At 70.3% G+C, this 13,779-nt stretch carries 5 protein-coding genes; all 5 read right to left on the reverse strand.

The window, feature by feature from the left end:
• Nucleotides 1-38: 38 nt before the first annotated feature.
• Genes malQ through LPA45_RS18185 form a run of 5 tightly spaced genes read right to left on the reverse strand, consistent with a single transcriptional unit; the run spans nucleotide 39 to nucleotide 13,607 of the window.
• Nucleotides 39-2,309, reverse strand: coding sequence for a 4-alpha-glucanotransferase (malQ, locus tag LPA45_RS18165; protein ID WP_317921643.1), 2,271 nt, complete (start codon nucleotides 2,307-2,309; stop codon nucleotides 39-41).
• Nucleotides 2,306-4,546: a glycogen debranching protein GlgX gene (glgX, locus tag LPA45_RS18170; RefSeq protein WP_317921641.1), complete on the reverse strand. Its 2,241-nt coding sequence runs from the start codon at nucleotides 4,544-4,546 to the stop codon at nucleotides 2,306-2,308. The genes malQ and glgX overlap by 4 nt, the downstream gene beginning before the upstream one ends.
• Nucleotides 4,543-6,789 (reverse strand): 1,4-alpha-glucan branching protein GlgB, encoded by a 2,247-nt coding sequence (gene glgB / locus LPA45_RS18175; RefSeq protein ID WP_116321457.1) that lies wholly within the window; start codon nucleotides 6,787-6,789, stop codon nucleotides 4,543-4,545. Before glgB ends, glgX begins: the two co-directional genes overlap by 4 nt.
• Nucleotides 6,790-6,830: 41 nt before the next feature.
• Nucleotides 6,831-10,193 (reverse strand): maltose alpha-D-glucosyltransferase, encoded by a 3,363-nt coding sequence (gene treS / locus LPA45_RS18180; RefSeq protein WP_317921639.1) that lies wholly within the window; start codon nucleotides 10,191-10,193, stop codon nucleotides 6,831-6,833.
• Between the two features lie 21 nt (nucleotides 10,194-10,214).
• The gene (locus LPA45_RS18185) at nucleotides 10,215-13,607 is read right to left on the reverse strand and encodes a maltotransferase domain-containing protein (protein ID WP_317921638.1); all 3,393 of its coding nucleotides are present in this window, start codon (nucleotides 13,605-13,607) and stop codon (nucleotides 10,215-10,217) included.
• Nucleotides 13,608-13,779: the final 172 nt, after the last annotated feature.

Below are 13,779 nucleotides of genomic sequence, written 5' to 3' on the forward strand. Positions count from 1 at the left end.
GTGGGGTGGGCGCCACCTTCGCGCGCCGATCCTTGCGGCTAGCCGCGCGGTGGCGGATCCAGGGTGCGGTGACGGCCACTGCGAACGGCTTGCCGAATCGATTGCGCGCGGGCGCGCAGTTCCGGCGCGTCGGCCAGCGCGCGCACGTCGGCATCAAGCCGGCGCTGCCAGTTGGGATGGACGCTGGTGGTGCCGGGCAAGTTGGGCTGCTCGGCCTCGCCCAGCAGGTCTTCCAGCGGAACCACGCGCATGGCGGTGCGGGCTGTGCCCAGCCAGGCAAGCACGGCGTCCAGCGGTGCGTGCGCGGGATCGGGCTCCTGGCCCTGGCATAGCCCGGCCTGGTTCAGCGCCTGCCACAGCGCGCTGCGCTCTCGGGCTCGGCCAGCATGCGCCTGCGCCAGGGTTTCGCCGGGCGCGAGCAGCTTCATCCGGTCGCGCCAGTCGAGGTCGCGCCCGGCCCACCAGCCGGCGACGGTGGGCAGGTCGTGCGTGGAGGTGGTGGCGATGGCCTCGGGCGGCCACTGCGCGGGTGGCTGGAACGGCGCGACGGGATCGGCTTCGACGGCTGGATCGGCATCGGCTTCGGCATCGGCTTCGGCATCGGCTTTGGCCGCCGTCACTGCCTCGCGCTGGAACCACAGCACGTCGATGCCGAGCACGCCGCGCGCGGCCAGCGCCGCGTTCAGCTCGGGCGGGACCGTGCCGAGGTTCTCGCCGATGATGATGGCGCGGTGCCGCCAGGATTCCAGCGCCACCAGCCGCAGCAGGTCGTTCAGCGGGTAGCGCAGGTAGGCGCCGTCGCTGGCGGATGCGCCGGCGGGCACCAGCCACATCCGCGCCAGGCCCAGCACATGGTCGATGCGCAGCCCGCCGCAGTGGGAGAGGTTCGCGCGCAGCATTTCCAGGAAGGCGGCGTAACCGTGCTGGCGCAGGCCGCGCGGCGAGAACACCGCGACGCCCCAGTCCTGGCCGAGCGGGTTGTACAGGTCCGGCGGCGCGCCGGCATGGAAGCCGGCCAGGATTTCCTGCTGGCGGGTCCATGCCTGGCTGCCGCCCGGGTCGGCGCCAACGGCCAGGTCGCAGACCACGCCGACCGCCATGCCGGCGTCGCGCGCGGCGCGCTGCGCACGCGCCATGCCATCGGCGGCGAGCCATTGCAGGAAGGCGTGGCAGGCCACATCGTCGGCATGGTCGCGGGCAAAGGCCGCCACCGCGGCGTCGGTGGGCGAGCGCAGCGTGACCGGCCAGCAGCGCCAGTCGGGCGCCGACGCGTGGTTCATGCCGTTGGTGGAGCCGGCCAGCCGCTGCGCCTGGATCGCCTCGTAGCAGGCGTGCGCATGCAGCGCAGTGCCCCCCCGCGCCCGGAAGGCGGCGCAGTCGTCCAGCGCCGCACGCGGCAGCAGGCTTTCGCGCCGCTGCCAGAGCCAGTGCAGCACGGCGTAGCGCAGCGGCGCCAGCGCGATCCAGTCGATTTCCGAGAGCGCTTCGAGGGCGGCCAGCTGCTCGCCGATGCCAAGCGAGGCGATGGCCGCGTCCAGCGCTGCCTGGCCGAACATCGCGGCGGGATCGGCGTACAGCGGATTCAGGAACAGCCGGCTGGAAGGCGCATACGGGCTGTAGCGATGCGGCAGCGCGGCAAAGCCGGCATGCAGCGGATTGATCGCGACCGCGTCGGCGTGCAGGGCAGCGGCGCTGGTGCAACACCCGGCCAGTGCGGTCAGGTCGCCCATGCCGCAGTTGGCGCCGCGGCGCAGGCTGTAGAGCTGTACTGCCAGGCCCCATGGGCGTGCGCCGGCGCCGGCAGCGGCGCGGCCGGCGTGACGTAGCGCGTCCGCTACGCCATAGCAGCGTGCGGGAGCCACCGCCAGCACCGTTTGCGCATCGCCCAGTTCGAGCCGGTGGTAGCCGCAAACATCGATGGGCGGCAGCAGCATGGTGCCGGCCGGATTACCGTCCGCGTGCGCGCGCACTGCGGTGCCGGTCACGATGGCGCCGTCTTCCAGCGTCAGCCGGTAAGCGCGCTCCGGCAGCGTGTGCGGCCATGGCACCGCCACCGGCTGGCCGCGTTCGGCGGTGACCAGCGGCGGCAGCGTATGGGCGGCGTCATCGGCCGCGAGCCAGGCGCGCGAGGCTTCGCACTGGCCAGGCGTCGAGCAGGGCAGGCCAAGGCCGTCCAGCACGCGCCGCAGCGCGTCGTCGGACACGGTTTGCGGCTGGCTCCATGCATCCGTCCAATGCGGCTGCAGGTCCGCGCGCAGCGCCAGCTTCTGCAGTGGCGTGGGGGGTGGCGCGTGCGTACGTCCGGTCATTCCTGTGTCTCCTGCGGCGCGCCCAGCGGAGGGCTTTCCTGGTGCGGGCTCTCACGGCTGCGGGCCGGGGCGGCCAGCAGCACCAGCGAATGGCCCGGCACCACCTGGCTTTCGCCCACCGCATCGCCGGCAAGCTCGGACTCGGTGGCTTCGGGACGGCTGCTGTCGAAGAGCCGGGTCCAGGCCAGCCTGGGCTCGGGCAGCAGGAACGACGCATCGGCCTCGCCGGCGTTGAGCAGCAGCAGCGTCACCTGCACGGTGCGCGCATCGTCTTCGTCCTCCTCCTCTTCCGGCATCGAACCCAGTTGCGGACGCTCAGGTTGCGGCGGCGGGGCAGCGCGGCGCAGTGCCAGCGTGCGGACTTCCGGGTCTGCCCATTCCTCGGGGGTGGGCGGTTTGCCGTCGGTATCGAACCAGGCAATGTCGGCGATGCCGCGCGCCGGTTCCTGGCGCCCGTGGGCAAAGCGGTCGCCGGTGAGCGCGTGCAGCCGCCGGCGCAGTGCGAGCAGGCGTCGCACCATGTGCTGCAGCGGCTGCGCACCGGGCGTCTGGGCCTGCTTCCAGTGCAGCCACGAGATCTCGTTGTCCTGGCAATAGGCGTTGTTGTTGCCGTGCTGGGTGCGCCCCCATTCGTCACCGGCGGTCAGCATCGGCGTGCCTTGCGCGAGCAGCAGCGTGGCCATCAGCGCCTGCGCCACCCGATTGCGGCGCTCCAGGATCTCCGGGTCGTCGGTCGGGCCTTCGATGCTGCCGTCCGGGCTCCAGTTGGCGCTGGCGTTGTCGTCGGTGCCGTCGCGGTTGTCCTCGCCGTTGGCTTCGTTGTGCTTGCTGCTGTAGCTGACCAGGTCCGCCAGCGTAAAGCCGTCGTGCGCGGTGATGAAGTTGACGCTGGCCCACGGGCGCCGGTGGCGCCGGTCGAACAGGTCGGCCGAGGCCGCCAGCCGCGCAGCCAGTTCGCCGCGCTTGCCGGCATCGCCGCGCCAGAAGCGGCGCACCGCGTCGCGGAACTTGTCGTTCCATTCGGCAAAGCCGGGCGGGTGGTTGCCGAGCTGGTAGCCACCGGGGCCCAGGTCCCATGGTTCCGAGATCAGCTTGACGCGGCTCAGCACCGGGTCCTGCATCAGCGCATCGAAGAAGCCCGAGCCCTGGTCGAAGCCGTTGCCCTCGCGCCCGAGCGTGCTGCCCAGGTCAAAACGGAAGCCATCTATGTGGTAGCACTCCACCCAGTAGCGCAGCGAGTCCATCACCATCTGCAGCACGCGCGGTTGCGACAGGTTGAGCGTGTTGCCGCAGCCGGTGTCGTTGATGTAGTGGCGCTCGTCGCCCGGCATCAGGCGGTAGTAGCTGGCGTTGTCCAGGCCGCGCCACGATACCGTCGGCCCCAGTTCGTTGCCCTCGCAGGTGTGGTTGTAGACCACGTCAAGGATCACTTCGATGCCGGCCGCATGCAGGCGCCGCATCGCCACCTTGAATTCCTGCAACTGCCCTGTGCCCAGGTACGCCGGTTCCGGGGCGAAGTACGCGATGGTGTTGTAGCCCCAGTAGTTGCGCAGCCCGCGCTCCAGCAGGAAGCGGTCCTGCAGGATGGCGTGTACCGGCAGCAGCTCCACGGTGGTGATGCCCATCTGCACCAGGTGGTCGATAAAGCGCGGGTCGCACAGCGAGGCGAAGGAGCCGCGCAGGTTGGGCAGCAGGTCGTCGCGCAGCATCGACAGGCCACGCAGGTGGGCCTCGTAGATGACGGTGGCAGGCCACGGCACCGCGGGCGGGCGGTCGTCGCCCCAGTGAAAGCTTTCGTCGATCACCACCGCCTTGGGCATGCTCTGGGCGCTGTCGCGGCGGTCCGGCGTCAGGTCGCCGCGCGCGCTCTGCAGGCGGTAGCCGAACAGCACATCGGCCCAGCGCACCGGGCCGCTCAGCTGGCGCGCGTACGGGTCCAGCAGCAGCTTGTGCGGGTTGAAGCGGTGCCCGTGCGCGGGATCGTAGGGGCCATGCGCGCGGTAGCCGTACAGCGTGCCGAGTGCCGCGTTGGGGAGGTAGCCGTGCCAGATCTCGTCGGTGCATTCCGGCAGCGGCATGCGTGCCAGTTCCTTGCGGCCGTTCTCGGAGAACAGGCACAGGTCGATGCGCGAGGCATGCGCCGAGAACACCGCGAAGTTGACCCCCAGCCCGTCCCAGTGGGCGCCCAGTGGATATGGCTTGCCGGGGAGAAGCCGGTCCGCGAAGGGTCGGGTCATGTCGTTGCGCCTTGTTCACCCTCTGCATGGCCGAGCCGCAGCACGAGCGTGGCCAGCGGCGGCAGCGTCAGCGCCAGCGAGGCCGGCTGGCCGTGCGAGGGCACGTCCACCGCCGTCACGGCGCCGCCGTTGCCGACATTGCTGCCGCCGTAGCACCCGGCGTCGGTGTTCAGGCATTCCTGCCAGGTGCCGGCAAAGGGTACGCCGATGCGGTAGCCCTGGCGCGGCACCGGCGTCATGTTGACCACCACCAGCACGACCTCGCGGCTGCCCGGCGCGGCGCGGCGCAGCCACGCGAACACGCTGTTGTGGTTGTCGTCGCCGACCACCCACTGGAAGCCCTCGGGGCTGTGGTCGAGCGCGTGCAGCGCCGGCAGTTCGCGGTAGAGCCGGTTCAGGTCGCGCACCAGCGTGTGCATGCCGCGGTGCATGGGGTGGTCCAGCAGCGCCCAGTCGAGTTCGGCGTCATGGTTCCACTCCTGCCACTGCGCCAGCTCCCCACCCATGAACAGCAGCTTCTTGCCCGGATGGGCCCACATGAAACCGTAGTAGGCACGCAGGCCCGCAAAGCGCTGCCAGTCGTCGCCAGGCGCCTTGCCAAGCATCGAGCCCTTGCCGTGCACGACTTCGTCATGCGACAGCGGCAGCACGAAGGCCTCGGACCATGCATAGACCAGCCCGAAGGTCATGTCCTGGTGGTGCCAGGCACGGTGTACCGGCTCGTGGCCGAGGTAGCGCAGCGTGTCGTGCATCCAGCCCATGTTCCACTTGAAGTCGAAGCCGAGCCCGCCGCTGGCCACGCTGGCGGTGACGCCGGGCCAGGCGGTGGATTCCTCGGCGATGGTCAGCGCGCCGGGGCAGCGTTCATGGACCACGCTGTTGAGTTCGCGCAGGAACGCGACCGCCTCCAGGTTCTCGCGGCCGCCGTAGCGGTTCGGCACCCATTGCCCCGGCTGGCGGCTGTAGTCGCGGTAAAGCATGGAAGCGACCGCGTCCACGCGCAGCCCGTCGGCATGGAAGTGCTCCAGCCAGTGCAGCGCGCCGGCCAGCAGGAAGCCGCGCACCTCGTTGCGGCCGAGGTTGTAGATCAGTGTGTTCCAGTCCTGGTGGAAGCCTTCGCGCGGATCCATGTGCTCGTAGAGCGCGGTGCCGTCGAAGCGCGCGAGCCCGTGCGGGTCGGTCGGAAAGTGCGCCGGCACCCAGTCCAGGATCACGCCGATGCCAGCCTGGTGGCAGCGGTCGACAAAGGCGGCGAAGGCCTGCGGCGGCCCCAGCCGCGCGGTCGGCGCGTACAGCGACAGCGGTTGGTAGCCCCACGAGCCGCCGAAGGGGTGCTCGGTGATGGGCAGCAGTTCGATATGCGTGAAGCCGAGCTCCTGCACGTATGGCACCAGCCGCTCGGCCAGGATGTCCCAGCCGTGCCGGTTGTCGTTGGCGGCGCGTAGCCACGAGCCGACATGGATTTCGTAGACCGACATCGGCAGGGTGTAGGGATCGGCTGCGTCGCGGCGTGCCATCCAGTCGGCGTCGTGCCATTCGAACGGCGGCGCGCCCTTGCCCGGTGCGGTCACGACCGAGGCGGTCTCTGGCGGCGCTTCGGTGGCGAGCGCGAGCGGGTCGGCCTTGTCGGGCAGCTCGGTGCCGTGCGGGTCGAGCAGGTCGTATTTGTAGCGGCTGCCGGGCTCCGCGCCCAGCGCGGCCGGCACGAACAGCTCCCAGATGCCGCTGGGATGGCGCAGCCGCATCGGATGGCGCGCCTGGTGCCAGCCGTTGAATTCGCCGATCACCGACACGCGCCGCGCATTCGGCGCCCACACCGCGAAGCGCACGCCGTCGATGCCGTCGACGCGTTGCCATTGCGCCCCCAGGCATTCGCCCAGCTCGAAGTGGCGGCCCTCGGCGATCAGGTGCAGGTCCAGTTCGCCCAGCAGCACGTCAAAGGCGTAGGGGTCGGCGCTGCACTGCTCGGTGCCGTCAGGCCAGGTCACGCGGATGCGGTAGTCCGACGCCGTGGCGCGGCGCTCGTTCCCGGGCAGGCGCGCGGCGAAGATGCCGCCGGGGTGCAGCCGTTCCATCTCGGCCAGCGTGGTGCCGTCGGCAGCAGCCAGCTGCACCGCGACCGCGCCGGGCAGGCAGGCGCGCACCAGCAGGCCGCCATCCCCGTCGCGGTGGGGGCCCAGCACGGCGAACGGGTCGTGGTGGCGCGCGCCCAGCAGCGCATCGAGTTCGTGTCCCGGCAGCATGCCGCTGCGAGGTGCCCCGCGCGTTGCCGTGGTCGGGGGGCTCACGGCTGGCCTCCCGGCTGCGCCAGCAGCTTGCGCAGCAGGCGTGCCAGCCCGCTGACCGGCAGGTCGATCCACGCCACCCGGTTGGCGGCTTCGTAGTCGACCTCGTAGGCGGCGCGTTCGAGCAGGAACAGGTCCAGCAGCGGCTGCAGCTGCGCCGGGTCGGCCCAGGGCGCTGGCGACGCTTCCATATGCTGGCGGTAGCAGTTCAGGAAGGCCTCGTTGGCGGTGGTGCGGAAACGATCGAGCAGCAGCGCGCGGCGCTCCGCCAGTTGCGGCGGCAGCTCGGTATGGGTGCGTTCCTGGCGGTCGGTGCCGACGGTGGCGGCGGCATAGTCGAGCGAGCGCAGCAGGCCGGCCACGTCGCGCAGCGGCGAGGTCTTGCGCCGGCGCCAGTCCAGCGGCATGCCAGGCTCGCCTTCGAAGTCGACCAGGTAGGTGTCGCTCTGCGCGATCAGCACCTGGCCCAGGTGGAAGTCGCCGTGGAAGCGCGTCTGCAGGCTGCCGGGCGCCGCCGCGGCCAGTTGCGCGACCAGCGCGGGCAGCGCGTCGCGCGCGTCCCTCAGCGTCTGTACGTCGGCGTCGAACGCCTGGCGCACCGAGCCCTGGACGCTGTCGGCACGCTTGTCGACGAGCGCCAGCGCGCGTTCCAGCGCCTGCATGGCCTGCGCGGCCCAGTCGCGCGCGTCGGCCTCGGTGGCGGGCACCGGCGCAAAGGCCTCGTCGTCGGACGGGCGCGCCAGCACGGCATGCAGCTCGGCCAGGCGACGCCCCAGCGTGCCCGCCAGCGCGGCGTAGCCATTCATGGCTTCGGCGAACTCGTCCTCGCTTTCCTTGGCCGGCAGCGCATCGTCGATGACGCGGCTCAGGTAATCCAGGGTCCAGTCCCAGCCGTTGCCCTGGTTCAGGATGTAGCCCTGCAGCAGCATCAGCGTATGCGGTACGCCGTCGGCGCCGGTGCGCACCACCTCGCCCAGCAGCGGCGCCGAGTGCGCATAGCCTTGCGCGGTCAGGTAGCGCGTCATCTCGGCCTCGGGATGGATGCCGCCGGAGAGCCGCCGCACCAGCTTGAGCACCGCGGTGTTGTTGTATGACAGAGAGCTGTTCGACTGCTCGGCCGACATCCACTCGATCGGGTCGCGTTCCAGTTCCAGCGCGGCCAGGCCCGGTTCGGCGCGGAAACGGATCCGGTCCGGGCCGGCCTGCAGCTCCACGCCCTTGCGCAGCGCCTGCACCACCTCGCGCGCAAACGGTTCGACCACGAAGCCGTCGGTGGCCAGCCCTACGCGGCTGCCCTGGCGCACGCGCGCCATCGACAGCCCGTGCGCCAGCTGCGATACGCCGTCGGCGCTCTCGCGGTCCCACAGGATGCCGACCGGCAGCTGGTAGCGTTCGGTGCGTCCTGACAGCGCCACCTCGACTTCGCCAAGGTAGACATCCTCGCCATTGCTGCCGCGCGTGAAGGGCAGCAGGTACGCCATGCCGACGCGCTCGATGCGCTCGTGCTTGCTGCCGAACCAGCGGCGCCGGCTGATGTAATGGGGCAGCACCTCGGTGGCCAGGGCACGGCGCGACGCATCGGTCAGTTCGGGGCGGCCGATGTTCTGCATCACAAGGGTGATCTGGTCTGGCATCTGCTCAGGCGCCTCCACGTGCCACGAAGGCGGCTGTGCCTCGTCGCTCAGTACGAACCAGTAGAAGCCATAGGGCGGCAGCGTCAGCAGGTAGGTCAGCGTGCCGATGGCGGGGAAGGGTGTGGCGCCCATCATCTCGACCGGCACGCGGCCATTGAAGGCGGACAGGTCGAGCTCCACCGCCTGCGGCGCGCGCGACAGGTTGGCCACGCACAGTATGTGTTCGCCCTCGTGCTCGCGCAGGTACGCCAGGATCTTGCGGTTGCCGGGAAACAGGAAGCGCAGCGTGCCGCGGCCAAATGCGCGGTGCTTGCGCCGCAGCGCCAGCATGCGCCGCATCCAGTTGAGCAGTGAATGCGGGTCGCGCGCCTGCGCCTCCACGTTGACGGCTTCGTAGCCGTACAGCGGCCCCTGCAGCGGCGGCAGCACCAGCCGCTCAGGGTCGGCGTGCGAAAAGCCGCCGTTGCGGTCGGGCGACCACTGCATCGGCGTACGCACGCCGTCGCGGTCGCCCAGGTGGATGTTGTCGCCCATGCCGATCTCGTCGCCGTAGTAGATCACCGGCGTGCCCGGCATCGAGAACAGCAGGCTGTTCATCAGCTCGATGCGGCGGCGGTCGCGCTCCATCAGCGGGGCCAGCCGGCGGCGGATGCCCAGGTTGATGCGCGCGCGCCGGTCGGTGGCGTAGACCTCCCACAGGTAGTCACGCTCGCTGCTGGTCACCATTTCCAGCGTCAGTTCGTCATGGTTGCGCAGGAAGATCGCCCACTGGCAGTTGGGCGGCACCTCCGGCGTCTGCCGCATGATGTCGGTGATCGGGAAGCGGTCTTCGCGCGCGATGGCCATGTACATGCGCGGCATCAGCGGGAAGTGGAAGCACATGTGGCATTCGTCGCCTTCCGGTTCGGGGCCTGTCAGCCCAAAGTACTGCTGCGCGTCTTCCGGCCACATGTTGGCTTCCGCCAGCAGCATGCGGCCGCGAAAGTGCTGGTCCAGATGCGCGCGGATGCTGCGGATGACGGCGTGGGTCTCGGGCAGGTTCTCGTTGCTGGTGCCTTCGCGCTCGACCAGGTACGGCACCGCGTCCAGCCGCAGCCCGTCGATGCCCATGTCGAGCCAGAAGCGCATCACCGACAGCACTTCGTTGAGCACCTGCGGGTTGTCGAAGTTCAGGTCGGGCTGGTGTGAATAGAAGCGGTGCCAGAAGTACGCGCCGGCGACAGGGTCCCAGCTCCAGTTCGACTTCTCGGTGTCGCAGAAGATGATGCGCGTGCCGGCGTAGGACTGGTCATGGTCGGACCAGACGTAGTACTTGCGCGCGGCCGAGCCGGGCTTGGCCTTGCGTGCCCGCTGGAACCACGGGTGCTGGTCGGAGGTGTGGTTGATGACCAGCTCCGTGATCACGCGCAGCCCGCGCGCATGCGCCGCGGTGACAAAGCGGCGCGCCTCTGCCAGCGTGCCGTAGTCGGGGTGGACGCTGCGGTAGTCGGCGATGTCGTAGCCGTCGTCGCGGCGCGGCGAGGGGTAGAACGGCAGCAGCCAGATCGTGTCAACGCCCAGGTTGACCAGGTAGTCGAGCTTGGCCTGCAGGCCGGCGAAATCGCCCACGCCGTCGCCGTTGGCATCGAAAAAAGACTTGATGTGCAGCTGGTAGATGACCGCGTCCTTGTACCAGAGCGGGTCGGCGTTAAGCAATGCGGCGCTGGCGGTTTCGGTGAGGCGTTTCATCCGTGTCTCCACGTATGCCGGTCAGGCGCCGTGCGGGTCGGTCGATATCGGGGCGGCGGCGGGGCGTGGCGCCGGCCGGTCCAGCGGGCGTACCTGCCATACCGCGAAGGGCAACTGCGCCGGGTCGAGGCGGATGCGCTGGTGCTTGCCCTGCAGCTCGAAGCGCTGGCCACGCATCAGGTCGTGCACGGCCAGGCGCGCATGGTCGGGCAGGCCCCATTCCCACAGCGGCAGTTCGATATCGGTCTCGTGCGCGCTGCGCGGGTCCAGGTTGATCGCGGCCAGCAGCACGTCATCGCCGAACAGGTAGTCGGTGCCGGGAACGAAGCGCGCGAACCACAGCACCGCATCGCTGCCGGCATGGTAGAAGCGCAGCCCCAGGTGGCTCTGCAGCGCGGGGTGGCCGGCGCGGATCTCGTTCAGGCGCGAGATCTCGGCGACGATGTTGCCGCGCTGGTGCCAGTCGCGGGCGCGCAGCTGGTACTTCTCGGAGTCGAGGTATTCCTCGCGCACCTTGCCGTCGAGCACGAACGGTGCGCTCTCGCACAGCTCGAAGCCGTTGTACATGCCCCACAACCCCGACAGCAAGGTGGCCAGCGCCGCGCGGATCAGGAACGCAGGGCGGCCGCCGTGGTGCAGGAAATAGGGATTGATGTCCGGCGTATTGACGAAGAAGTGCGGGCGGAAGAATTCGCGCAGCGGGCCCTGCGTCAGCTCGGTCAGGTACTCGGTCAGTTCCCACTTGGTGTTGCGCCAGGTGAAGTAGGTGTACGACTGGCTGAAGCCCAGCTTGGCCAGCCGCGCCATCATCTTAGGCCGCGTGAAGGCCTCGGCCAGAAAGATGGTGTCGGGGTGGCGGGCGCGCACGTCGGCGATCATCCACTCCCAGAACGGCAGCGGCTTGGTATGCGGATTGTCCACGCGGAAGATGCGCACGCCGTGGTCGGCCCAGAACATCACCACGTCGCGCAGCGCCTGCCACAGCGCGGCGCCGGCGGGTGGCGCGGCGTAGAAGTCGACGTTGACGATGTCCTCGTACTTCTTGGGCGGATTCTCGGCATAGCGCAGCGAGCCGTCGGGGCGGTGCGCGAACCATTCTGGATGGTCTTTCAGCCACGGGTGGTCGGGCGAGCACTGGATCGCGAAGTCGAGCGCAATCTCCAGCCCGTTCGCGGCGGCGGCATTGCACAGGCGGCGGAAATCGTCAAACGTGCCCAGCTCGGGATGCAAGGCATCGTGCCCGCCCTCGTCGCCGCCGATCGCATACGGGCTGCCCGGGTCGTCGGGCTCGGCGCGCAGGCTGTTGTTGCGGCCCTTGCGGTGGGTACGGCCAATGGGGTGGATCGGCGTGAAGTAGAGCACGTCGAAGCCCATTGCGCGGATGGCGGGCAGCCGTGTGATGACATCGTCGAAGGTGCCGTGGCGCTGCTCGTCGTTGCTTTGCGAGCGCGGGAACAGCTCGTACCAGCTGGCATAGCGCGCCGCGAGACGGTCGGCCTCTACCGGCAGCGCCACCGGGTGGCGCGAGGCGAACTGCCTGCCCGCCGGGGTGGCCATGTGAGCCTGCATGGCGGCCGCGGTGCGGGGCGACAGCAGGATCTGAAGACGGCGTTCGTCATCGCCCGCCGCGGCGGTCAGGTCCTCGACGATGGCGGACAATTCGCTGTCCGGCGCAGGCTTCTGGCCGTTCTTCCTGCCATTGCCTTTCTTTCCGTTCTTGCCGCTCTTGCCCCCGGGACCCAGCAGCGCGTCCGCGATCAGTCGTGCGCCTTCCTCGGTTTCCAGGCTGACGTCGAGCCCGGCCGCGCGCTTCTTGCTGATCTCGTCGAGCCAGCTGGCATAGGCATCGCGCCAGGCCTCGACGGTGAATTCATGGCGGCCCAGCGCCACCAGCGGAAAACTGCCTTGCCAGCGGTCGTTGACCACGGGCTGCAGCGGCTCTTCGTGCCAGTCGGTCTCGCCCGGGGCACGCCACAGTACGACGGCGGCGAGCTTGTCGTGCCCGTCCATCCAGATATCGGCGCTGACGTCCACGCGTTCGCCCACTACGCGCCGAACCGCGAAGCGGCCGTCGTCGCAGGCGGGTTCGACGCGTTCGATGGCGACGCGCGGCGCTTCCATGGCGGCGACCACGCTGCCCAGCCCGGTTGCGGCCAGGGTCTCGTGTCCGTGCGGCGCGCGCGCATCGGCGCGTGGCATGCCGGGCCGGGTCAGCGGCACCGGCGGCGCTTCAAAGAGGCGGATGTCGGCGGGGGCAAGCGTGATCGACCCCAGGGCGTCGAGCCGGTTGCTGGCATTCACCGTGCCGCCGGGTCCGCCTGGCGTGGCTTCAAGGTGGGCGCTGGCGTGCGGCAGCGCGCTCAGCATGCGGTCTGCGCCAAGCGTGCCGGGTGCCATGGGATCGGGATTGACCACCACCATCAGCGCCGCGGCGCCATCTGGCTCGGCAAAGCCGTTGCCCGTGGCCGGATCCGTGCACAGGCCGTTCGGTGCGGGCAGCCGCGCCAGCACCGTGAGCGGCGCCTCGGGCCCGCTGAGCAGCCGCACCGCCAGCGCCGGCGCGGGATCGCGCGAGGCGAGCCAGGTGGTGGCCTCCAGCAGCTCATGCGTGATGTCGTATGGCGCCCCGTCCTGGCCGGCGCCATCGGGAGCCAGGGGGTCGCGTGCAAGTGCGCCACCGGTCTCGAAACCGGCTGGCACCAGGATGCCGTCGCCGATGGCGGCGGCGGTCCACAGCGCGCGCCGTGCGCTCAGCGCATCCTGGCTGGCAGGGGTCAGCGCGGGTGCGGCCAGCACCCGACCGAAGCGGCGCAGCCGCGCGATCTCCTCGGTCAGCCAGGCGCTGCGGAAGTCCCACCACGGCAGCGAGCAGAAGGCGCCATCGAAGCCGGCGGAAGCCAGGTCGTCGAGCTGCGCGGGCGTCAGGCCGGGCGTCCACGCCAGCAGGAGCGGCGTGCCGCGCGCTTCGGGCGGGGTGGCGTCGTTGCGCAGGGTGTCGGCCAGCGCTGCCCAATGCCTGCCGGGCACGCGTGCCGGCGCGCGACAGCAAAAGCCGGCAGCGCCCGAGGCCCATGCCAGCCGCAGCCGCGCGGCCCACCATTGCACCAGCGCTTCGGCCACGCGCGGGTCATGCCAGCGCAGGCGCGCGCCGGGCAGATGGTTGTCGGTTTCGTGAGGCGCGAAAGCGGGGGCCGCGGCATCGATCCAGTCGGGATCGGTGGCGCCTTCCCCGTCGGTGCTGGAGCGGTCCAGTGAAATGTCGAGCAGCGGCGCCAGCCCATGCCGGCTGCACGCCGCCAGCGTGTCAGTCCCGGACAGGTGCGGCCAGCCGCCGATCAGTACGTGGTCGAAGCCCAGCGCCGCCACGCGTTGCAGGGCGTGTTCGTCGGCGTCCGGCGTTCCGGTCAGGTCCATCTGGCAGATCCGCACAAAATCCTCCCGGTGGTTCGCTCCGGCGGAGCAACAATGTCCCGCCCGGCGCCAGACGGCCAGCCGGCGGGATGGCACACCCATGCGAAGTGCGTGCCAGCGCGCCTGCACGATTGAAGATATGCGGCGGAGCCCGTCCGCGCCAAAGGATTTCCGG

Origin of the sequence: Cupriavidus sp. Agwp_2, assembly GCF_040784895.1 — a bacterium.
In the GTDB taxonomy this organism is placed as follows: Bacteria; Pseudomonadota; Gammaproteobacteria; order Burkholderiales; family Burkholderiaceae; genus Cupriavidus.

What these genes read in the sequence shown, in the direction of transcription:
- malQ (WP_317921643.1), bottom strand. Translation starts at nt 2,309, where the DNA reads ATGACCGGACGTACGCACGCGCCACCCCCCACGCCACTGCAGAAGCTG.
- glgX (WP_317921641.1), bottom strand. Translation starts at nt 4,546, where the DNA reads ATGACCCGACCCTTCGCGGACCGGCTTCTCCCCGGCAAGCCATATCCA.
- glgB (WP_116321457.1), bottom strand. Translation starts at nt 6,789, where the DNA reads ATGCTGCCGGGACACGAACTCGATGCGCTGCTGGGCGCGCGCCACCAC.
- treS (WP_317921639.1), bottom strand. Translation starts at nt 10,193, where the DNA reads ATGAAACGCCTCACCGAAACCGCCAGCGCCGCATTGCTTAACGCCGAC.
- LPA45_RS18185 (WP_317921638.1), bottom strand. Translation starts at nt 13,607, where the DNA reads ATGGACCTGACCGGAACGCCGGACGCCGACGAACACGCCCTGCAACGC.